20 protein-coding genes are annotated in these 21,930 nt (G+C 62.5%); 6 read left to right on the top strand and 14 right to left on the bottom strand.

Features of this window, described 5'->3' with window-relative positions; genetic code table 11:
• Window positions 1–108 precede the first annotated feature (108 nt).
• Complete coding sequence (hrpA, locus tag ACMGGN_RS03540; RefSeq protein ID WP_125924534.1) at window positions 109–4,014, bottom strand: ATP-dependent RNA helicase HrpA; 3,906 nt, start codon at window positions 4,012–4,014, stop codon at window positions 109–111.
• Between the two features lie 432 nt (window positions 4,015–4,446).
• Here hrpA and ACMGGN_RS03535 point away from each other — a divergent pair, with 432 nt between their 5' ends.
• The gene (locus ACMGGN_RS03535; RefSeq protein ID WP_046788051.1) at window positions 4,447–5,811 is read left to right on the top strand and encodes a glutamine synthetase family protein; all 1,365 of its coding nucleotides are present in this window, start codon (window positions 4,447–4,449) and stop codon (window positions 5,809–5,811) included.
• A 30-nt stretch (window positions 5,812–5,841) separates the two neighbouring features.
• Complete coding sequence (locus ACMGGN_RS03530; RefSeq protein WP_046788050.1) at window positions 5,842–7,149, top strand: NAD(P)/FAD-dependent oxidoreductase; 1,308 nt, start codon at window positions 5,842–5,844, stop codon at window positions 7,147–7,149.
• A gap of 100 nt (window positions 7,150–7,249) precedes the next feature.
• On the opposite strand, the gene fadD1 is transcribed toward ACMGGN_RS03530, so the two are convergent.
• Entirely contained in the window at window positions 7,250–8,947 is a 1,698-nt protein-coding gene (fadD1, locus tag ACMGGN_RS03525) for a long-chain-fatty-acid--CoA ligase FadD1 (protein ID WP_414156467.1), read from the bottom strand.
• Window positions 8,948–9,249: 302 nt separating this feature from the next.
• Entirely contained in the window at window positions 9,250–10,938 is a 1,689-nt protein-coding gene (fadD2, locus tag ACMGGN_RS03520) for a long-chain-fatty-acid--CoA ligase FadD2 (RefSeq protein WP_046788048.1), read from the bottom strand.
• A gap of 209 nt (window positions 10,939–11,147) precedes the next feature.
• On the opposite strand from fadD2, the gene ACMGGN_RS03515 reads away from it, so the two are divergent.
• Window positions 11,148–12,092: a lysophospholipase gene (locus ACMGGN_RS03515; protein WP_414156466.1), complete on the top strand. Its 945-nt coding sequence runs from the start codon at window positions 11,148–11,150 to the stop codon at window positions 12,090–12,092.
• Between the two features lie 33 nt (window positions 12,093–12,125).
• Window positions 12,126–12,596: a MaoC family dehydratase gene (locus ACMGGN_RS03510; protein ID WP_012315672.1), complete on the top strand. Its 471-nt coding sequence runs from the start codon at window positions 12,126–12,128 to the stop codon at window positions 12,594–12,596.
• A gap of 41 nt (window positions 12,597–12,637) precedes the next feature.
• Here ACMGGN_RS03510 and ACMGGN_RS03505 read toward each other — a convergent pair whose 3' ends face one another.
• The 7 genes from ACMGGN_RS03505 to ACMGGN_RS03475 form a co-directional block, all read right to left on the bottom strand.
• Entirely contained in the window at window positions 12,638–13,876 is a 1,239-nt protein-coding gene (locus ACMGGN_RS03505) for an RNA polymerase sigma factor (protein WP_115274124.1), read from the bottom strand.
• Window positions 13,876–14,361, bottom strand: a complete 486-nt coding sequence (locus ACMGGN_RS03500) for an SRPBCC family protein (RefSeq protein ID WP_115274123.1) — start codon at window positions 14,359–14,361, stop codon at window positions 13,876–13,878. Before ACMGGN_RS03500 ends, ACMGGN_RS03505 begins: the two co-directional genes overlap by 1 nt.
• Before the next feature lie 21 nt (window positions 14,362–14,382).
• Window positions 14,383–14,727: a YciI family protein gene (locus ACMGGN_RS03495; protein WP_039603659.1), complete on the bottom strand. Its 345-nt coding sequence runs from the start codon at window positions 14,725–14,727 to the stop codon at window positions 14,383–14,385.
• Between the two features lie 44 nt (window positions 14,728–14,771).
• Window positions 14,772–15,197, bottom strand: coding sequence for a YybH family protein (locus ACMGGN_RS03490; RefSeq protein WP_039603658.1), 426 nt, complete (start codon window positions 15,195–15,197; stop codon window positions 14,772–14,774).
• A gap of 125 nt (window positions 15,198–15,322) precedes the next feature.
• Window positions 15,323–15,967 carry a LysE family translocator gene (locus ACMGGN_RS03485; RefSeq protein WP_046788043.1) on the bottom strand — a complete coding sequence of 215 codons (645 nt, stop codon included), beginning with the start codon at window positions 15,965–15,967 and terminating at the stop codon, window positions 15,323–15,325.
• A 78-nt stretch (window positions 15,968–16,045) separates the two neighbouring features.
• Entirely contained in the window at window positions 16,046–16,378 is a 333-nt protein-coding gene (locus ACMGGN_RS03480) for a type II toxin-antitoxin system HicB family antitoxin (RefSeq protein ID WP_039603657.1), read from the bottom strand.
• 297 nt (window positions 16,379–16,675) lie between these two features.
• Window positions 16,676–17,641 (bottom strand): threonine dehydratase, encoded by a 966-nt coding sequence (locus ACMGGN_RS03475; RefSeq protein ID WP_414156465.1) that lies wholly within the window; start codon window positions 17,639–17,641, stop codon window positions 16,676–16,678.
• Window positions 17,642–17,717: 76 nt separating this feature from the next.
• On the opposite strand from ACMGGN_RS03475, the gene ACMGGN_RS03470 reads away from it, so the two are divergent.
• On the top strand, window positions 17,718–19,079 hold the full coding sequence (locus tag ACMGGN_RS03470) for a PLP-dependent aminotransferase family protein (RefSeq protein ID WP_414156464.1): 1,362 nt from the start codon (window positions 17,718–17,720) through the stop codon (window positions 19,077–19,079).
• 66 nt (window positions 19,080–19,145) lie between these two features.
• Here ACMGGN_RS03470 and ACMGGN_RS03465 read toward each other — a convergent pair whose 3' ends face one another.
• Entirely contained in the window at window positions 19,146–19,403 is a 258-nt protein-coding gene (locus ACMGGN_RS03465; RefSeq protein WP_003254632.1) for a DUF2790 domain-containing protein, read from the bottom strand.
• Window positions 19,404–19,679: 276 nt separating this feature from the next.
• Between ACMGGN_RS03465 and ACMGGN_RS03460 the strand changes: the two genes are divergently transcribed.
• Window positions 19,680–20,129 (top strand): GNAT family N-acetyltransferase, encoded by a 450-nt coding sequence (locus ACMGGN_RS03460; RefSeq protein WP_251961744.1) that lies wholly within the window; start codon window positions 19,680–19,682, stop codon window positions 20,127–20,129.
• On the opposite strand, the gene def is transcribed toward ACMGGN_RS03460, so the two are convergent.
• From def to ACMGGN_RS03445, 3 genes are all read right to left on the bottom strand, one after another.
• Window positions 20,084–20,620 carry a peptide deformylase gene (gene def, locus ACMGGN_RS03455; protein WP_012315683.1) on the bottom strand — a complete coding sequence of 179 codons (537 nt, stop codon included), beginning with the start codon at window positions 20,618–20,620 and terminating at the stop codon, window positions 20,084–20,086. The genes ACMGGN_RS03460 and def overlap by 46 nt on opposite strands.
• Window positions 20,617–21,570: a YihY/virulence factor BrkB family protein gene (locus tag ACMGGN_RS03450; RefSeq protein WP_046788040.1), complete on the bottom strand. Its 954-nt coding sequence runs from the start codon at window positions 21,568–21,570 to the stop codon at window positions 20,617–20,619. Before ACMGGN_RS03450 ends, def begins: the two co-directional genes overlap by 4 nt.
• Before the next feature lie 155 nt (window positions 21,571–21,725).
• A complete protein-coding gene (locus tag ACMGGN_RS03445; protein WP_046788039.1) occupies window positions 21,726–21,905 on the bottom strand; it encodes a CsbD family protein in 180 nt (59 codons plus the stop codon).
• Window positions 21,906–21,930 lie beyond the last annotated feature (25 nt).

Below are 21,930 nucleotides of genomic sequence, written 5' to 3'. Positions count from 1 at the left end.
CTGGCTGGAGTAATAGCACTTTAGTACCAAGTTCAAGGCGCAGGTTGAACCCGCAAGGGGCCGCAATGCGGCCCCAAATTGCCTCAATATTGCCACAACTTGCGGGGTTTAGGCTTCCACCTGAGACCACTGTTTGCTGAGACGTTTGTCAGAAATCGGTACTTTCGTGCCCAATTGCTGGGCAAACAGCGACACCCGATATTCTTCCAGCAACCAGCGGTACAAGGTCAGTTGCTCGTCGCGCTTGCCTTCCTGGGCGTGCTTGTCGGCACGGGCCTTGTACTGGGCCCAGAGGTTGGTCAGCTCGCCACTCCACACCCGGTCCTTCTGCACCTGGCTGCCAAGCTTCTCCAGGCGCAACTCCACCGCCCTGAGGTAGCGCGGCAGCTCCTTGAACCAGGCCGAAGGCGTCTCGCGCACGAAGCCCGGATACACCAGGTTGGCCAACTGCTGCTTGATGTCGTTCAGCGCCACCGCCTGGCTCAGGTCGATCTTGCCTTTGAAACGCTTCTGCAGGCCGTGCCACAGCTTGAGCACTTCCAGCGTCTGGCGGGCCAGGCGCTCGGCATGCTCGGCCCAGCTGCCGCGCTTGCGCTCGGCAAGCCCGGCCAATGCTGCGCCATCGCGCGGTAGCGTGGCCTCCCCTTCGAGGATGCAACTGTCGAGGCTGGCCAGCAGGATATCCTCCACCAGCGCCTCGACACGGCCCAGTTCGCGGTACAGCAAGCCCAGTTCGGTCAGCCCCGGGAGCTTGCCGCGCAGGAACTTGGCAGGCTCTGCCAACTGCTGCAGCAACAGGCGCTGCAAGGCACGGCGATGCTGGAACTCGGCTTCGGCCTGGGTCGAGAAACGCCCCTCGCGCACGCTGCCGCTCTCTTCCACCAATGCCGGGTACACCGTCATCGACAGCCCGGCGATCTTCTGCTGGGCGGTCTGTTTCACTTCACTGAAGGCCTTGGCCTGCACCGGCTGCGCGCCCTTGTCGTCGCGCGGCACAGCCAGCGCTGCCTGGCTGGCGGCGGCAAAGCGTGCGGTCAACTCGGCCAGGTCGCGGCCCTCGCCGAGGAACTTGCCTTGGCCATCGACCACCTCGATATTCATACGCAGATGCCCTTCGACCAGGCCTACCGACTCTGCCCAGGCCTCATCGGACACACGGGCACCGGTCATGCGCAACAGCTCCTGCCCCAAGGCCTGAGGCAAGGCCCCCTGGCCGAACGTCATGCGTGCCAGCGACGCCTTGACGAAGTCCGGTACCGGCACGAAGTTCTTGCGCAGGGCCTTGGGCAGGTTGCGTACCAGCGCCACGCACTTGGCTTCGAGCAAGCCCGGCACCAGCCACTCCAGGCGCTCGCCCGGCAGGCTTGGCAACAGCGGCGCGGGCACCCTTACCGTCACGCCGTCACGTGGGTGGCCCGGTTCGAAGTGGTAGCTCAGCGGCAGGCGCAGCTCGCCGACCTGCAGGCTGTCCGGGTATTGCGCCGCAGTGACTTCGCTGGCCTCACGGGCCAACACGTCTTCCTCACGCATGATCAGCAGGCTGGCATCCTTCTGGCTGCCCATGCGGTACCAGCTGTCGAAGGTCGCGGTCTGGTGGATCTCCGCTGGCAGGCGCGCCTCATAGAAGGCGTAGAGGGTTTCTTCATCGGCAAGAATGTCGCGCCGACGCGCCTTGGCTTCCAGCTCGTCGAGCTCTTCAAGCAGGCGCTTGTTGGCGGCCAGGCACTTGGCCCGCGACTGGATTTCGCCTCCAACCAGCCCTTCGCGTATGAACAGCTCACGCGAGGTAACCGGGTCGATCGGACCGTAATGCACTGGGCGGCGGCCGACCAGGATCAGCCCGTAGAGGGTGATCTGCTCGTAGGCCACCACCTGCCCGCGCTTCTTCTCCCAGTGCGGTTCGAAGTGGTTTTTCTTGACCAGGTGAGTCGCCAGCGGCTCGATCCAGTCGGGCTCGATCTTGGCCACCATGCGCGCATACAGCTTGGTGGTCTCCACCAGCTCGGCGGCCATGACCCACTGCGGGCGCTTGCGGCCAATGCCCGAGGACGGGTGCACCCAGAAGCGCCGCTGACGCGCGCCCTGGTAGTCGCCGTCTTCGGTCTTGTGGCCGATCTGGCTGAGCAGCCCGCTGAGGATGGCTTTGTGCATCTTCTGGTAGTCGGACGGGTCCTTGTTCACCGTCAGTTGCAGGTCACGGCAGATCAGCGCCAACTGACGATGGGCGTCACGCCATTCGCGAAGGCGCAAATAGTTGAGAAAATTCTTGCGACACCAGTTGCGTAGCGGGTTGGCCGTCAGCGCCTGGCGCTGCTCCTCGAAGCCTCGCCACAGGTTGACCAGTGCGGCAAAATCGGAATCCACATCTTTCCACTGCGCATGCGCCTGGTCAGCCGCCTGCTGACGCTCCGGCGGGCGCTCGCGCGGGTCCTGCACCGACAATGCACTGGTGACGATCAGCACTTCCTGCAGGCTGCCCTGACGGGCGCCTTCGAGCAGCATCCGGCCCAGCCGGGGATCGATCGGCAAGCGCGCCAGTTGACGGCCCAGGGGCGTCAGCTGGTTCTCGCGGTTGACCGCCGACAGCTCCTGCAGCAGGTTGAAACCGTCGCTGATGGCCTTGCCATCCGGCGGCTCGATGAACGGGAAGGCATCGATGGCGCCCAGACGCAGGTGCAGCATCTGCAGGATCACCGCCGCCAGGTTGGTGCGCAGGATCTCGGGGTCGGTGAAGGCTGGCCGGCCGTTGAAGTCTTCTTCGCTGTAAAGGCGTATGCAAATGCCCGGCTCGACACGGCCGCAACGGCCTTTACGCTGGTTGGCGCTGGCCTGGGATACCGCTTCGATCGGCAAGCGCTGGACCTTGGCCCGGTAGCTGTAGCGGCTGATGCGCGCGGTACCGGTGTCGATCACATAGCGGATGCCTGGCACGGTCAGCGAGGTTTCCGCCACGTTGGTGGCCAGCACCACTCGCCGGCCAGTGTGCGACTGGAAGATACGCTGCTGCTCGGCCGGAGACAGGCGCGCATACAGCGGCAGGATCTCGGTATGACGCAACTGGGCCTTGCGCAGGATCTCGGCGGCATCGCGAATCTCGCGCTCGCCCGGCAGGAACACCAGCACGTCGCCGGGGCCCTTGCCCTCGCTGCGCTCGTGGTGGGCGATCTCATCGAGGGTGGCGAGGATCGCCTGGTCGACGGTGAGGTCGTCCTCGACCTGGTTGCCTTCTTCGTCCTGTTCACTGGTCAGCGGGCGATACCAGGTGTCCACCGGGTAGGTACGGCCGGATACCTCGATGATCGGCGCACCGTCGAAATGCTTGGAGAAGCGCTCCAAGTCGATGGTCGCCGAAGTGATGATCAGCTTCAGGTCCGGGCGGCGATGCAGCAGGGTCTTGAGGTAGCCGAGCAGGAAATCGATGTTCAGGCTGCGCTCGTGCGCCTCGTCGACGATGATCGTGTCGTAGCGCTCGAGGAAGCGGTCATGCTGGGTTTCGGCCAGCAAGATGCCGTCGGTCATCAGCTTGACCAAGGTGTTGGCGTCGCTCTGGTCCTCGAACCGCACCTGGTAACCGACCAGGGCGCCCAGCGGTGTACCCAGCTCTTCAGCCACACGGGCAGCAACGCTGCGCGCGGCAATCCGCCGTGGCTGGGTGTGGGCGATCAGGCCGTGGCTGCCGCGGCCCAGCTCCAGGCAGATCTTGGGTAGCTGGGTGGTCTTGCCCGAACCGGTCTCACCGGCAATCACCAGGACCTGGTTTTCGGCCAATGCCTTTTTGATCTCGTCGCGCTTGGCGGCAATCGGCAAGCTGTCGTCGTAGCGTATGCGCGGCACACTGTGCTGACGCGCGGTCACCTGGGCGCAAGACGCCTGGACCTTCTCCACCCACTGCGCGAGCTTGGCCTCGTCGGGGCGCTTGCGCAGCTCATGCAGTTGCCGGCGCAGGCGATGGCGGTCGGCGATCATGGCGTGGTCGAGGTTTTGCAGCAGTTTGTCGATGGCGTGGTCAGTCATGGGGCTTTTTAGTGATGCAGGTGAGCCTGCTTTTGCATGATCGGCATTCGAAGGATGCGCGATTGTCGCAGATTTGCCGGCTTTTTGCTGTCTGTACCGGCCCCCGCCAATGTTTAGCCGTTACCAGAGTGAAGGTTGCCATTCACTGCTTTAATCAACGTGACGTCGCATGTGAGTATCCAATGCATGATCCCCGTCCAGCCCATCGCCCCGCCGCTTTCGCGCCCTTCGCTACCGAAGGCCCGAACCTGCGCCGGTGAAAATCCGCTGGTCCATGTGATTCTGGCCTTCTGGGCCCTCTGGCATTGCCGCCACGCCCGCCCACCGGACACTTCACTCGCGCATCTGACAAAGCCCGGCCACCTTTCGGCCGATTGACTCAGCCGGACCGCCGCCAAGCGGCGGTCCTGTATGCACACGAGCGAATCCCTCATGCACTTTGCCCCCGTTGAACACGCCCGACGTTTCCTTGCCGAAAACCCCGATATCGAGCTGTTCGAACTGTTCATCCTCGACGCCAACGGCGTGCCGCGCGGCAAGCTGCTGCACCGCGACGAGCTGCTGGCGGTTTACCAGAGCGGCCGCCCGCTGCCCAGTACCATCCTGGGCCTGACCCTCAATGGCGATGACGTGGAAAACTCCGGGCTGGTCTGGGACGTCGGCGACATCGACTGCCGCGCCTACCCCTTGGAGGGCAGCCTGGTACGCCTGCCATGGCGCCGCGTGCCGACCGCCGCCGTGCAAGTCAGCATGCACCCCAGCGAAGGCCTGCCGGCCAGCGTCGCCGACCCGCGCCATGTGCTGTTGCGCACCATCGAAGCGCTCAAGGCCGACGGCTACCACCCGGTGATGGCGTGCGAACTGGAGTTCTTCCTGCTCGACCAGCAGCGTGACGCCCAGGGCCGGCCGCAACCGGCCCTGGACAATGATGGCGGCCGCCCGCGCAGCACCCAGGTCTATGGCCTGCGTGAACTGGAGCAGATAGAGCCGTTTCTCGCCGACCTTTACGCGGCCTGCAAAGCCCAGGGCATCCCGGCCCGCACGGCGATTTCGGAGTACGCCCCAGGCCAGGTGGAAATCACCCTGGAGCATGGCGATGCCCTGGAAGCGATGGACCAGGCCGTGCGCTACAAGCGCCTGGTCAAAGGCGTGGCGCACGCCCACGGCATGCAGGCGTGCTTCATGGCCAAACCCTTCGCGCAACTGGCCGGCACCGGCATGCACATGCACCTGAGCCTGGCCGACAGCGCCGGCAACAACCTGTTCGCCAGCGAAGACAAGGCCGGCACTCCCCTTCTGCGCCAAGCGGTTGCCGGCATGCTACGCCACCTGCGCGACTCGCTGCTGCTGTTCTGCCCCAACGCCAACTCGTTCCGTCGCTTCCAGGCCAACAGCTATGCACCGCTGGCGCCAACCTGGGGTGTCGACAACCGCACGGTCAGCTTGCGCGTGCCCGGCGGGCCGGCCAACAGCCGCCATGTCGAACACCGCATCTGTGGCGCCGACGCCAACCCGTACCTGGCCGCTGCGGCGATTCTCGCTGCCAGCCACCGCGGCATCCGCGAACAACTCGACCCGGGCGCACCGGTCGAAGGCAACGGCTACGCCCAGGCCACCGAACACCTGCCCACCGACTGGCTGACCGCCCTCGACGCACTGGAGCGTTCGGCGTGGGCACGCGAAGCACTCGGTGCAGACTTCCTCGGGGTGTACCTGAAGGTCAAGCGCGCCGAGTATCGCCAGTTCATGGCCGAAGTCAGCGAACAGGACTGGCGCTGGTACCTGCACCAGGCCTGAGCCTCACCCTATTCAGAATAAGGAACACCCATGAACGCAGCAGTGAACAACGGCCCGGCCCAGCGCGCGCCGTCCTACTACAGTGCCTCCCTCAACGACCACACGCAGTACCCGCAGCTCAAGGGCACCGTGCAGGTCGACGTAGCCATTATCGGCGGCGGTTTCACCGGCGTAGCCACCGCCGTGGAGCTGGCCGAGCGCGGCCTGAAAGTGGCGGTGGTGGAAACCAACCGCATCGGCTGGGGCGCCAGCGGCCGCAACGGCGGCCAGGTCACCGGCAGCCTCTCGGGCGACGAAGCCATGCGCACGCAGATGCGCGACCGCCTGGGCAGTGAAGTGGATGACTTCATCTGGCACCTGCGCTGGCGCGGGCACCAGATCATCGAGCAGCGGGTCGAGCGCTATGGCATCGACTGTGACCTCAAGCGCGGCCACCTGCATGCAGCGATGAAACCGTCACACCTCAACGAGCTGCGCGCCTTCGAGGCCGAAGCGCAGCGCCGCGGCATGGGTGATCAGGTGCACATGCTCGACCGCAACTCGGTTGCCGAACACCTGCAAAGCCCGTTGTACCTGGGCGCGCTGAAAAACCTGCGCAACCTGCACCTGCACCCGCTCAACCTGTGCCTGGGCGAGGCGCGTGCCGCCCATGCACTGGGCGCGCTGATCTTCGAGAACTCCGAGGTACTGGACATCGTGCACGGCCCGCGCCCTGCAGTGGTCACTGCCCAAGGCCGAATCGAAGCACGCCAGGTGATGCTGGCCGGCGACGTTTACCACAAACTGGAAAAGCGCCAGCTAAAGGGCAAGATCTTCCCCGCCATGGGTGGCATCGTCACCACCGCGCCGCTGGGCGAACTGGCCGAACAGATCAACCCCCAGGACCTGGCGGTGTACGACTGCCGTTTCGTGCTCGACTACTACCGCCTCACTGCCGACAAACGCCTGCTGTTCGGCGGCGGCGCCAACTATTCGGGCAAGGATTCCCGTGATATCGCAGGTGAACTGCGCCCGTGCATCGAGCGCACCTTCCCGGCCCTCAAAGGGGTGCCGATCGAGTTCCAGTGGAGCTGCGCGATGGGTATCGTGGTCAATCGCATACCGCAGCTGGGCAAGCTTTCGGACAACGTCTGGTATTGCCAGGGCTATTCGGGGCACGGCATCGCCACCAGCCACATCATGGGCGAAATCATGGCCGAGGCGCTGACTGGAACGCTGGAGAAGTTCGATACCTTTGCCGGGTGCAAGCACATCAAGGTGCCGATGGGGGATCTGCTGGGCAATCCGCTGTTGGCGGCAGGGATGTGGTACTACCAGATGCTGGAAAAACTGCGTTGATTGCGCTCCCCCTGTAGGAGCGGCCTCGTGTCGCGAAAGGGCCGCAAAGCGGCCCCAGATTTTCAGCATGATGCAGATATAGCCAGGCAATGGTCAGCGATCAGGCGATCTTCTTGAAACCCTGCTTCTTCAGCTCTTCATCACGCAACTCGCGGCGCAGGATCTTGCCCACGTTGGTCGTTGGCAGCGCGTCGCGGAACTCGATGTAACGCGGCACCTTGTAGCCGGTGACGTTGGCACGCATGTGCTCCATCACCTGCTCCTTGGTGACGGTCATGCCCGGCTTGACCACGATGAACACCTTGATCAGTTCGCCCGACTTTTCGTCCGGCACGCCGATCGCAGCGCACTGCAGCACACCCGGCAGGGCTGCCAGTACGTCCTCCAGCTCGTTGGGATACACGTTGAAGCCCGAGACCAGGATCATGTCCTTCTTGCGGTCAACGATGCGCATGTAGCCATCCGGCTGGATCAGGGCAATGTCCCCGGTCTTCAGCCAACCGTCACTGTCGAGGATCTCGGCGGTGGCATCTTCACGCTGCCAGTAGCCCTTCATCACCTGCGGCCCCTTGACGCACAGCTCGCCCACCTCGCCCAGCGGCAGTTCGGTGCCACTGTCATCGATGACCTTGCACAGGGTCGAGGGCACCGGGATACCGATGGTGCCGACCTGGTTGGCTTCGGCCGGATTGACCGCCGCAACCGGGCTGGTCTCGGTCATGCCATAGCCTTCGCAAATGGCGCAACCGGTGACGGCTTTCCAGCGCTCGGCCACGCTCAGTTGCAGCGCCATGCCACCGGACAGGGTGATCTTCAACGCCGAGAAGTCCAACGCACGGAACGCCTCGTTGTTGCACAGGGCAACGAACAGGGTGTTGAGGCCGACGAAGCCGCTGAATTTCCACTTGCCCAGCTCCTTGACCATTGCCGGCAAGTCACGCGGGTTGCTGATCAGCACGTTATGGTTGCCGATCAGCATCATCGCCATGCAATGGAAGGTAAAGGCATAGATGTGGTACAGCGGCAGCGGCGTGATGAGGATCTCGCAACCTTCATGCAGGTTCGAACCCATCAGCGCCCGGCACTGCAGCATGTTGGCCACCAGGTTGCGGTGCGTCAGCATTGCGCCCTTGGCCACACCTGTGGTGCCGCCGGTGTACTGCAGCACGGCAACATCATTGGCTTGCGGGTTGGCCTCGGCCACCGGCTGGCCCTTGCCCAGCGCCAGGGTATCGTTGAAGCGCACGGCGTTCGGCAGGTTATAGGCCGGCACCATCTTCTTCACGTACTTGATCACGCTGTTGATCAGCAGGCGCTTGAGCGGTGGCAACAGGTCGGCCACTTCAGTGACGATGACGTGCCTGACCTGGGTCTTGGGCACCACTTTCTCGGCCAGGTGCGCCATGTTGGCCAGGCACACCAGCGCCTTGGCACCGGAGTCGTTGAACTGATGTTCCATTTCCCGTGCGGTATACAGCGGGTTGGTGTTGACCACGATCAGGCCGGCGCGCATGGCACCGAACACCGCTACCGGGTACTGCAGGACATTCGGCAGCTGTACGGCAATGCGATCACCCGGCTTGAGGTCGGTGTGCTGCTGCAGCCAGGCCGCAAAAGCGCCCGACAGGGCATACAACTCGCCGTAGGTGATGGTCTTGCCCAGGTTGCTAAAGGCCGGTTTGTCGGCAAAGCGTTGGCAGGATTGCTTGAGTACCGCCTGGATATTGGGGAATTCGTCAGGATTGATTTCCGCCGTAATCCCGGCTGGGTATTTATCCTTCCAAAAATGGTCGATCATGGAAGCCCACTCCTTCAGCAACAGCGAAGTTCGATTTACGCGTCGATGCGTTTATTATTGATATGAGATGGCGGTTCGTTGCAAACCGAATCATCTGAAAGCGGGCCGAGAGTAACAGCTTTGCAAAGGGTCGCCTAGAGGCCAAAACGGGCCTTACGGTCACAAAAATGACTCAATGAAGGATACAAGTCATTTTTAGAGTATTTGACTTAGAGCGCCAAGTTTCAAGCGGCAAGCTGCAAGCTAGAGCGGCGCACGCCCCCTCTTGCAGCTTGAAACTTGAAGTTTGAAGCTCGCCCCCCTTACGCGATGTCGCGCAGCTCGCGACGCAGGATCTTGCCCACCGGGGTCATCGGCAACGACTCGCGCAGCACGATGTGCTTGGGCACTTTGTAACCTGTGAAGTTGGCCTTGCAGTAGGCCTTGAGTTCATCGACGCTGAGCCCGCCCTCACGGGCCACCACGAACAGTTTGACGGCCTCGCCCGAACGCTCGTCAGGCACGCCGATGGCGGCGCAGTTGGCCACCTTCGGGTGGCCCATGATCACGTCTTCGATTTCGTTGGGGTACACGTTGAAGCCCGAGACGATGATCATGTCCTTCTTGCGGTCGACGATACGCGTAAAGCCGTCCGGGTCGATCACTGCAATGTCGCCGGTTTTCAGCCAGCCATCAGCATCCAGGGTCTGCGCCGTAGCCTCGGGTTGCTGCCAGTACCCCTTCATCACCTGCGGGCCCTTGATGCACAACTCGCCCCGCTCACCGAGCGGCAGTTCATTGCCCTCATCATCGATGACCTTGAATGCTGTGTCTGCCACCGGTATGCCCACGGTACCCAGGCGTGCCAGCTCGCCATAAGGGTTGGTGCTGGCCACTGGCGAAGTCTCTGTCAGGCCGTAGCCCTCGACAATGCGGCAGCCGGTCAGGCTCTCCCAACGTTCGGCGGTGGCCTTGACCAGTGCCGTACCGCCAGAGTTGGTCACCTTGAGCGCCGAGAAATCCAGCTGCCGGAAGCCCGGGTGATCCATCAGCGCCACGAACAGGGTGTTCAACCCCAACAGTGCGGTGAACCGCCACTTGCCCAGTTCCTTGATGAAGCCAGGGATATCGCGCGGGTTGGTGATCAACACGTTATGGTTGCCGGTGACCATCATGCACATGCAGTTCGCGGTAAAGGCATAGATGTGGTACAGCGGCAGCGGCGCGATCATCACCTCCTGGCCTTCCTTGATCAGCTTCTGCCCGTCCGGGCCATGCTGCGAAAAGCACGCCAGCACCTGCAGCATGTTGGCCACCAGGTTGCCGTGGGTGAGCATGGCGCCCTTGGCCAGGCCCGTGGTGCCGCCGGTGTACTGCAGCACGGCGATGTCGTCCAAGCTCAGCGTTACCGGCTTGTGGCTCAGCGCCGCGCCCTCGCGCAGTGCCTGCTTGAACGAGATGGCCTGGGGCAGATGATAGGCCGGGACCATTTTCTTGACCTTGTCGACCACGGTGTTGATCAACCACCCCTTGGCCATGGGCAACAGGTCGCCCATCTTCGCCTCGATCAGGTATTCGATGCCGGTATCGGGCAGCACCTCCTGGACCCGCTTGCCGAACATGTTCAGGTACACCAGGGCGCGGGCACCGGCGTCTTTGAACTGGTGGCGCATTTCACGCTCGGTGTACAGCGGGTTGGTGTTGACCACGATCAGCCCGGCGCGCAGGGCGCCGAACACCGCAATGGGATACTGCAGCACGTTGGGCATCTGTACGGCGATGCGGTCACCCGGCACCAGGTCGGTATGCTGCTGCAGCCAGGCAGCAAAGGCCGCCGAAAGGCGGTCGAGTTCGCCATAGGTCAGGGTCTTGCCCAGGTTGCTGAACGCCGGGCGGTCGGCGAAGCGCTTGCAGGATCGCTCGAAAACTTCGACGACCGAGGTGTACGCATGGATATCGATGGTGGAAGGCACGCCCGCCGGGCGCTTGTCATTCCAGAAGTCGGCTTGCATTTATTATTGTTCCTCTGCCTGAACCCGCTCTTAGCCTGTAATCCCTTTGCCTGATGGCAAAAAGGCGTTCAACCGACGTTAGCAGGTAAGCCTGAGGTGGCATATATGCCAAGTGCCGCCATTAACATTGTGAATCTTATTTGTGCCCTTCCTGCAATCCGGCCGCTTGCGCATACACTGTGCTCGTACCCCAGCGCAAAGGATCCGCCATGCCTTACGACGCCTTCTGGCTGCCGGCCAGCGAGCATTGCAGCCTGTACGTGCACCAATGGCTGCCGGCCACGCCGGTCAAGGCCGTGGTGCTGCTGGCGCACGGCATGGCCGAACATGCCGGGCGCTACCAGCGCCTGGGCCAGGCGCTGAGCGCTGCCGGCTATGCGCTGCTGGCTGCGGACCTGCGCGGCCACGGCCGTACCGCCGAACGGGGTAGCCTCGGCCTGTTCGCCCGGCAACATGGCTGGAATGCCGTGGTCAACGACCTGGCCCTGCTCACACAGCACATCGGCCAGCAGTTCCCCTGCACACCGCTGTTCCTGTTCGGCCACAGCATGGGCAGCTACATCGCCCAGGCTTACCTGATGCACCACAGTGGCAGCGTGCACGGGGCGATCCTCAGCGGCTCCAATTTCCAGCCGCCGGCGCTGTACCGCATGGCGCGCCTGATCGCCCGGCTGGAGGCCTGGCGCCAAGGGCCCCAGGGCAAGAGTGCGCTGATCGAATGGCTGTCGTTCGGCTCGTTCAACAAATCGTTCAAACCCACCCGTACCGCCTTCGACTGGCTCAGCCGCGACCCTGAAGAGGTAAACAGGTACGTCAGCGACCCGCTGTGCGGTTTTCGCTGCAGCAACCAGTTGTGGCTAGACTTGCTGCACGGCCTGGCGCAGATCAGCCAGGCGAAGAACCTCGCGCAGATCGATCCGAACCTGCCGTTGCTGGTGATTGGCGGTGAATGTGATCCGGTGAGTGCCGGCAAGCGTCTCACCCATCTGGCCGACGCCCTGCGCGCGACCGGCAATCGACATGTACAACTGCGCGTCTACCCCAAGGCGCGGCACGAAGTGCTCAATGAACTCAATCGGGACGAGGTCACCGCCGATATCCTCGCGTGGCTGGAGCAGGCGCTGGCCCTTGGCCGCCCTGCCCGCAGTGAATGATAACGGCCTTGTCCGCCCATCAAGGAAGCGCCAATGACCCAGGTCACCAACACGCCTTACGAAGCTCTAGAAGTCGGCCAGAAGGCCAGTTACGAAAAGTCTGTGGAAGAACGCGACATCCAGCTGTTCGCCGCGATGTCCGGTGACCACAACCCGGTGCACCTGGATGCCGAATTCGCCGCCAAGAGCATGTTCCGTGAGCGCATTGCCCATGGCATGTTCAGCGGCGCGCTGATCAGCGCGGCAGTAGCCTGCACCCTGCCCGGCCCCGGCACCATCTACCTGGGCCAGAAGATGAGCTTCCAGAAGCCGGTGAAAATCGGCGACACCCTGACCGTGCGCCTGGAAATCCTCGAGAAGCTGCCCAAGTTCAAAGTGCGCATCGCCACCAACGTGTACAACCAGAACGATGAGCTGGTTGTAGAGGGCGAGGCAGAGATCCTGGCGCCGCGCAAGCAGCAGACGGTAGAGCTGGTATCGCCGCCCAATTTTGTCGCCAGCTGATGGCTTCAGGCAGTACCGGCGACAGGGCCGGTGCTGCCGGGTCATTCCAACGCCTGCAGCTTTCCCTCGATATGCCGCCGTTCCGGCGCCTGATGCGTCAACTCCAGCGCCTGCCGCCAGGCCGCACGGGCCTGTTCTGCCTCACCCAACTGGTAGTGCAGCTCCGCCCTTGCCGCATGCGCCAGGTGATAGTCGCGCAACTCGCCAGTCGCCAGAATTGTTTCAATCTCCGCCAACCCCACCCGCGGCCCATCCCGCTTGGCCAATGCCACCGCTCGGTTGAGCGCCACCACTGCGGACGGCCAATGCCGCTGCAGCACATCGTAAAGGCCGACAATCTGCGCCCAGTCCGTTTCACTGGCGCTCGCAGCCTCCGCATGCACCGCTGCAATCGCCGCCTGCACCGTGTAGGCACCGAACGCCCGGCTGCGCAACGCCAGCTGCACCAATTCACAGCCTTCGCTGATTTGCGCACCGTCCCACAGGCTGCGATCCTGCTGCTCGAGCAGCACCAGATTGCCTTGGGCATCGCTACGCGCGTGCTGGCGTGACGCCTGCAGCAACATCAGCGCCAGCAAACCGACCGCCTCCGGGTCCGGTAACAACTGCACCAGCAAGCGACCGAGGCGAATCGCTTCATCACTCAACGCCTGTTGCACCAACGCCTCACCCGAAGACGCCGAATAGCCTTCGTTGAACACCAGGTAAATCACCCGCAACACGCTTTCCAGGCGCTCAGGCAATTCGTGCAGCTCCGGCACCTGGTAAGGAATGCGTGCGTCGCGGATCTTGGCCTTGGCGCGCACGATGCGTTGGGCAATGGTCGCCGGGCTCTGCAGGAAGGCACGGGCGATCTGCTCAGTGGTCAGGTCACAGACTTCGCGCAACGTCAAAGGCACCTGCGCATCGGCAGCCAGAGCCGGGTGGCAGCACGTGAAGATCAGCCGCAGGCGATCGTCGGCGAGCAACGCCTCATCACTGGGGTCTTGCCCCTGGCCCTCGATGAGCATGATCAGGTCAGCCTGCGAACGGTCGAAACGCGCACGCCGCCGCACCGCGTCAATGGCCTTGAAACGGCCGGTCGACACCAGCCATGCACGTGGGTTTTTGGGGATACCATCGCGCTGCCAGCGCTCGACGGCAATGAAGAAGGCATCATGCATGGCCTCCTCTGCCAGGTCGAAATCCCCCAGCAGGCGGATCAGCGTCGCCAGGATACGCCGCGAGTCCCGGCGGTAAACCCCCTCGATCTCGGCGCGTACCTGCACCAGCGTTGCCATCAGTCCGGCATCCGCTGGGTCACCACCTCCACCAGGCGGTCCAGGCTTTCTCCCCACCCCTGGTGAAAACCCATTTCTTCATGGGCCGTGCAGTCGGCAGCGCTCCAGTGCCAGGCGCGGGCGGTATAACGGGTCTTGCCGTGTTCCTCGTCAAAGGTCACCACTGCGGTCATGAAGGCCTTGGCAGACGGCACCCAGCCTGGCCCGAACGCATCGGTGAACACCAGCCGACGTGGCGCGGCGATCTCCAGGAACACACCCTGGGTGGGGTAGTCGGTACCGTCGGGGGCGCGCATCAAGGTACGAAACAGGCCACCGACCCAGAGCTGCATTTCACATTCCGGCGTGGTCATGCCATGCGGCCCCCACCACTGCATCAGCCACTGGGGTTCGGTCCAGGCACGGAACACCTTGGCGGGCGGGGCGTCGATCAGACGGCTGATGGCCAACTCGTGTTGCGCTTGCGCAGGTTGGGCAAGGCTCATTCTTGTTGTTCTCCGTTGCGGTCAGGGTTGCAGTTCGCGCACGGGCCTTACTTCAACGCTGCCGACCCGTGCGGCCGGGATGCCTTTGGCAATGTTCAATGCCTCGTTGAGATCGCGGGCATCGACCAGGTAAAAACCCGCAAGCTGCTCTTTGGTCTCGGCGAACGGGCCATCGGTCAGGCTCATGTGGCCACCGCGCATGCGTACCGTGGTGGCGGTCTGCACCGGTTTCAGCGCCTCGGCCGCGAGCATGCGCCCACAGCGCTGCAGCGACTCGGCGTAAGCCATGCATTCGGCATCTTCGGGGCTGTCGGGCAGGCTGTGCAGCAGCCCCTCGTCACAATAGACCAGGCACAGGTATTTCATGGTGATCTCCACGGCATTGGCAAAGTGCGTTTGGCGATAGCTGATCAGGGTTTGAGATCAAACAGCGCTTTCTGGGTTTCCACATCGAAAGGCGCCGACCAGTGCTCGTGGATGACCCGCCACTGGCCGGCGGTCTTGCGATAGCCCACGGTGACGCGCATGAAACCGCACTGGCTTTCGTCATCCGACGGGCCGCAGCGGTTGAGCCAATGGGCCAGGCCCAGCTCGCCATCGGCGTACACCGTAAGTTCGGCCAACTCGAACGTCATCGGGCCGGTGCAAAAACCCATGCACATTTCCCAATGTGCCTGGTACACGGCCTTGCCCTTGAACTGCAGTTCCTTGATCGCATCGAAGGCGACGATGTCGTCGGCATAGGGGGCGGTGATACCTGGGATGTCACGATCGCGCACCGCTTGCATCCAGCGTTCGATCAGTTCACGGATTTCGCTTTCGGCCTGGGTATTCATGAGGGGCTCTCCGAAGTGCGGGTGGCGCCGGTACTCGGCGCCTTCAACACTGGTCGAACGAGAGAGCGGGAAATCGACAACAGGGAGGAAAAAGGCTGACAGGCGCGGCGGCCCCCTGTAACTGCCTACACGCCCGGGCTGGCCAGTATGAATTCGCGATAGCCCGAAACGATCACGTACACCGCGAAATAGCAGAAAATCGCTGCCGAGAGCAGGTATGACCACGTCAGCAGACGGTCACCGAGCAAACGCCCACCATGGCTGGCGATGCCGCACAGGCTCAGGCACCAGACCAGCCCTGCAGCGAAAAAGCCGCCGAGAAACAACCCGGCCTCCAGCAGGCTACCGCCACCGGAACGGGAAATCAGCACGCCACCGACAGCGGCGAACCACAAAATGGCGGTGGGCGACGACATGGCCAGGAAGATACCGCGCATGAATTCGCGCCAGGCCGATTCCGCCACCACCTCGCTGCGCGCTTCCATATGCCCGCCGCGCCAGGCCGCCAGCAGCATCTTCAGCGCGAACCACACCAGCAGCGCCGAACCACCCAGCCACAAGGCCCAGCGCACGCTCTCGAACTGCAGCAACACGGTCATGCCGGCCAGCGCTGCGATCGCATACACCAGGTCACCGACACACGTGCCCAGGCCGAGCCAGAACCCTTGCAGGAAACCGCGCTGCATGGCCAGGGTGATCATGGCGATATTGGCCACACCGATATCAAGACACAGGGACAGGCTGAGGAGAAAACCGTTGGAGAAAGGCATTGAATACTCGATGACGGGTAAATGAGCGCCGTAGAGCCTGCCATGAGTGATTGCGGGATTGGAAGAACAAGTGTTCGATCAGGCCAGCGCCGCCTGTTCAAACACCTCGTCGGCCCACTGGTTCAGGCTTTTGCCTGCCGCACGGGCAGCAACGCTGGCAGCGGCATGGATTTCGGGCCGAATACGCAGCATGACCTTCCCCGATGCCGGCTTTTCGGGAGTGATGCCCTGTTCCGCGCAATCGGCCAGGTAGTCCTCCAACGCATGACGGAAGGCCTCATGCAGTTCCGGGACAGAACTTGCGTGGAAACTGATGATGTCGCGAATCCCCAGCACGCGGCCGACGAAAATATCATCACGCTCATCATATTCAATACGGGCGGCATAGCCCTTGTAGCGCATGCAACTCATCATTTCACTCCTGCCCGCAGCAAGAATTCGCGGGCCTCTTCAATCTGATACCGCCTGGCCTCCTTGCCTGGATGGGGACGATGGCACCTCCAGCACTGGCCGCCAAGCACCAGTTTGACCCGGGAGCCTTGCCGCTCCAGCACCTGCCCCCGAGGTGCAGCACCAGCGTTTCAATCTCGGAAAAGGCTAGTGACGACGTGGTTGGCGTCCTCAGGATAGCGTCGAGAATTTTTCGGTATCGAGTATTCATGGAAAAATGCTATCAAAATAAGATAGCACTTATTCCAAGATATTCATTCAGGATCTTTCATTGCCCCCGAGAATCCGCGCATACCGCGCCCGGTCCACGTTCGCTCCGCTCAACACCACAGCCACGCGCTTGCCGGCCTGCTGTTCGCGCTCTTGCATCAACGCCGCCAGGGCTGCGGCACCTGCACCTTCGGCAGTGTTGTGCGTGGCCTCGTGGTAAACCCGCATGGCTTCGGCGACTTCACTGTCGGTGACCCGCACGATCCGCGCAGCATGCTCGCGCACCAGGGCAAAGGCTTGCGGATGGGGTACCCGGCAAGCCATGCCATCGGCGAAGGTTTCGGCAGTGGCAGTGGTGACGATATGGCCCTGCTCGAAGCTCTGGGCATAGGCATCAGCGGCGCTGGACACCACACCGACGATCTGGGTTTTCAAACCCAGCAGGTTACGCGCCTGGATCAGCCCGCAAATGCCTGACCCCATGCCGATCGGCACGTAAACGCAGTCCAGGTCACGCACAGCCTCGAACAACTCCAGGGCATAAGTGGCCACGCCCCGCACCAACTCCGGGTGGAACGAAGGCACCATGGCATACCCCAGCACCTCGGCCAGCCGCGCGGCTTCTTCACGGGCCACATCGAAATCCACACCGTGCTCGACCAACTCGGCCCCCAGTGCGCGCATGGCGGCGTTCTTCTCTGTGGAATTGCCCTCAGGGACTACGATGACCAACGCAATGCCTGCCTGCCGTGCCGCCAGCGCCATGCTTTGGCCGTGGTTGCCACGGGTTGCGGTGACCAGCCCGCGAGGTGGATTGCCGCCCGCCAGCAGCGAGCGCACATAGACCAGACCGCCCCGGACTTTGAAAGCCCCGGTGGGTGCGTGATTTTCGTGCTTCACCCACACCTCGCAGCCCAGCCGCTCAGCCAGCAACGGCCAGGCGTGCTGGGGCGTGGCGGGTACATGTTGGTGAACGAAAGCGGCGGCTTCGCGCAGGGCGGCAAGGTCGAACATGGCGATCATCCCTCTTCGGTAGGTGGTTGATCCGATCCTAAGCGCCGGGCATTGTATGGGTACAACCTTATATTGCATGGGTAGCAATTTCGTGTGGATCCCGCAGCTCGTCGAGGATGACCAACCCCGGTATCTGGCACTGGTCGACGCTATAGGCAACGCCATCGAGAGCGGCGTGCTCAAGGTCGGTGACCGCCTGCCGCCGCAACGGCGCCTGGCCTGGAAACTGGGCCTGAACCCCAGCACCACCCAACAGGCCTACCGTGAAGCCGCCGCTCGCCACCTGGTGGCGGGTGAAGTGGGCCGCGGTACCTATGTGCTGGCGGGGAGCAAGGAAGCGACCTTGTTTCGCCTCAAACACTGCGAAGGGCAAACGCGGCTGATCGACCTGTCGACCAATGTACCGGTTGCCGATCCGCACAATCATGATCTGCACGACAGCTTGCGCAGGCTGCTGGAAGGTCAGAACCACGGCTTGCTCGACCATTACCTGGGCCCCGAACAGTTGCTGCTGGGGCGCATCCGCGGCGCCCATTGGCTGGGCAATCGCGGCCTGGCCCTGTCGGCGGACCAACTGTTGCTGTGCGGCGGAGCCCAGCAGGCGCTGGCACTGGTGCTGCAGTCATTCTGCCAGGCGGGTGAGCCCGTCATGCTTGAAGCCCTGACCGCTCCGGGCATCAAGGCCGCCTGCCGGCAACTGCGTCTGCCCGTGCATGGCGTCGCACTGGACAACCAAGGCCTGCGGCCCGATGACCTGGACCGGGTGGCGCGCGCCAGCGGTGCCCGCGTGCTGGTGACCACACCTACCCTGCACAACCCCACGGGCGCCTGCATGGATGATGCTCGCCGCGAGGCAATCGCTGGGGTAGTCAAACGCCTGGGGTTATTGGTGATCGAAGATGATGTGTATGGCGCACTCAGCGACCGGCCGCCGCTCTACCCGCTATTGGGCGATCAAGGGATCTACATCAGCAGCCTGTCCAAGACCGTAGCTGCAGGCTTGAGGTTGGGGTGGATCGTGGCCAGCGCGAAGTTGCTGTCACAGGTCGACCCGCATGCCCAGGCCAGCCACTGGCCGGTGTCGCCATTGGGCTTGCATGTCGCTTGCCAGTGGATCGATGACGGTACCGCCGCCCGGCGGCTGGCCTGGCAGAAAGCAGAAATTTGCGAACGCTGGCGCCTGGCACGCAGGCTGCTGGCTGGTAGGCTGCACAACACAGGCCAGCCTTCACCCCACGCGTGGCTGGGCACGCCGCAGGGGGCTGAGGCGGTGGTAAAGCAATGTCGGGAGCAAGGTGTGGAAGTCGTCCCGGCGAGTGTCTTCGCCATTGGCGCAAGCGAGGTGCAGGCCGTACGCATCAGCCTGTCGGCGGCAGGCAGCCGGGCTGAACTGAAACGCGGCCTGGAAGTAATACGCCAGGTACTGTCTGCTCAATGAACCCCGCGTGACGAAAGCAGCCTCTTCGCTACTGCCCAGTGCGAAAAGGCCGCTAACGCAGGAACATCAACCCTGCTGGCAACCTTCGCCCATGGCGCGGTACTGAATGGTGTGCACCTGGCCCTGATGGTCTTCATAGGTCATGGTCGCAGGCACCACTTCGCAGACATTGGGGATGGTCGACAGGTTGATCACCCGTTTGATGTCCAGGTTCATGGAATAGTCGTACTGCTGGGCCACAGGCTCGCTGGAGACGGGTTTGGCCTCATCGGCAAGGGCGAACGAGGACATACCGACCAATGCAAGAATCAGTAATGGTTTCATGGATGTTTGGCCTTTAAATCAATCAAGCTGATCGATTGACTTCATATGCCGTCAATGGCGCGGAGAAGTTGTCATCAACTGCGAAGATGACACGAAGTACCGATCCCGCTTTGTCGTACTGCCAGGGGGGATACGTGAAATTCTACTCCCGGCCTGGAATAGTTGAACCCCGAACTCGGACATTCACCCTTGCAGCTTTTGCAACAATCTGCGACAAAGCGAAACGGATTGATGGCCCGAAATCATTGGGCTAGAGCTGTTTGCCAGCGGAATACCATGACGCCACTCCTCTGCACCCCACTGACCGACCTTGAGCGGCGGCTGCTAGACCACTTCTATCGCCAGCAGGGCTCGCGCATGCGTGCAGCCAGCGAGGGTGAGTTGTGGGTGGCGCGCAGCGGCGAAATCGTTGCGGGCTTGAGCTTGAGCGCTGTTGCCGGTGGCCGGTGGCTCACCGGCCTGCTGGTAGCCCCAGAGTGGCGAAACCAGGGTGTGGCCGCGCGCCTGGTCAACGCAGCACTGGCCGAAGGTCGCGGCCCAACGTGGCTGTTCTGCCACCCGGACCTCGAAGCCTTTTACCAACGTCTGGGTTTCTCCCCGGCGAGCAGGTTGCCTGAAGCGCTGGGGTCACGCCTGGCACGCTACCAACGCAGCAAACGCCTGATGGCGATGGTGCATGGTCAGTCGTCGCTGGCGTCCAGCCCAGGGAACAGTACCTCGGTGTAACCGAACTTGGCGAAATCCTGAATCCGCGAAGGATACAGCCGCCCGATCAGGTGGTCGCATTCATGCTGTACCACGCGCGCATGAAACCCGTCGGCAACCCGGTTGACCGGGTTGCCCTGCGGGTCGATGCCCTCATAGCTGATGTGCTTGTAGCGAGGCACCACCCCGCGCAGGCCAGGCACAGACAAGCAGCCTTCCCACCCCTCCTCGATCTCGGTGGACAGCGGAGTGATCACCGGGTTGAGGAGAATGGTCTGTGGCACCGCCTCGGCATCGGGATAACGCTCACTGCGCTCGAAACCGAAAATGACCAGTTGCAGGTCGATGCCGACCTGCGGTGCGGCCAGCCCCACGCCGCCGACATGGCGCATGGTTTCGAACATGTCGTCGATCAACTGCTGCAGTTCGGCGCTGCCGATCAGGTGTTCTGGCACCGGGGCTGCGACGCGCAGCAAGCGCTCGTCGCCCATCTTCAGGATGTCACGGATCATCGCGGGTTCTGCTCGGTAGGCTGGGGCTCGACGGGATGTTCATGGCCGAGCACGGTCAGGGTTTCCTTGGCTTTATCGCCCTCGAAATCCTTTTCGCCAGGGTCTTTGCCCTCAGCGGACATATGTTCGATCACAGCGTTCATCTCCGCGCCCAGCAACAATACGGCGGCAGAAATGTAGAAATACAACAGCAATACAATGATCGCACCGATACTGCCATACATGGCGTTGTAGTCGGCGAAAGTCTTCACATAGTAAGCGAATGCCAGCGAAGCGATGATCCAGACCACCACCGCCAGCACTGAGCCTGGAGTGATGAAGCGAAACTTCTGTTTCACGTCGGGCATCACGTAGTAGATCACCGCCACCGCCACCATCATCAGGATGATGATCGCCGGCCACCGCAAGATCGTCCACACCGTGACGATCACTTCCTGCATGCCGATCTGAGCCGCGATCCACTCCATCACCTGAGGCCCCAGCACCATCAACGCTGCCGCCGCCAGCAGCATACCGGCAATGCCGACGGTATAGACAATCGACAATGGTATGCGCTTCCACACCGGGCGCCCTTCGGGCACGTCATAGGCGGCATTCATGGCACTCATCATCAGCCGTACGCCTGCAGAGGCGGTCCACAGCGCGATGACGATACCCACCGACAGCAGGCCACCTTTGGACTGCTGCAACTGATCGATGACGGGGTTGACCTGTTCCAACGCCTGGGGCGGCAGTACCAGCTCCGATTGCATTCGCAGCCACGAGAAGAAATCCGGCAGGTGCAGAAAACCGATCAGTGCGATCAGGAACAGCAGGAACGGGAACAACGAAAACAGCATCTGGTAAGCAAGCGCAGAGGCGTAGGTGGACATCTCGTCGTCAAGGAATTCCTTGACGGTGCGCACCAGGATGCGGTGAAGGGGCAAGCCACCCAGGTCGGGAAAAATCATAGCGTCTCCTTTCGCCGCTTGATCAGTACATCAGGGAAGTCTAATAGACCACGCGACTGGTGTGCTGCTCCCTGCTGGACTTGAAGAAAAATTCGCCGTCTTGATCAACAGCCCCATCCCCGTCTGCTGGCGACGGGGCTGTAGTCATACCGTGATCAAGGCTTTTTCACAGCATCCTTGACGTCGCCCTTGACCTGCTGCCCTTCGCCCTTGATTTCCTGGGCCTTGCCTTCTGCGCGCAGCTTGTCATTGTCGGTGACTTTGCCAACACCTTGCTTGATGTTGCCCACTGCTTCGTTGGCCATACCTTTGACTTTGTCTTTAGTGCCGCTCATGGCAAATCTCCTGCAAATGGAGACA

Origin of the sequence: Pseudomonas sp. BNK-30, from assembly GCF_047456185.1 — a bacterium.
Classification (GTDB): Bacteria; Pseudomonadota; Gammaproteobacteria; order Pseudomonadales; family Pseudomonadaceae; genus Aquipseudomonas; species Aquipseudomonas putida_E.
The sequence above is the reverse complement of the archived record's forward strand: the minus strand, read 5'-3'. Positions and strand labels throughout refer to the sequence as shown.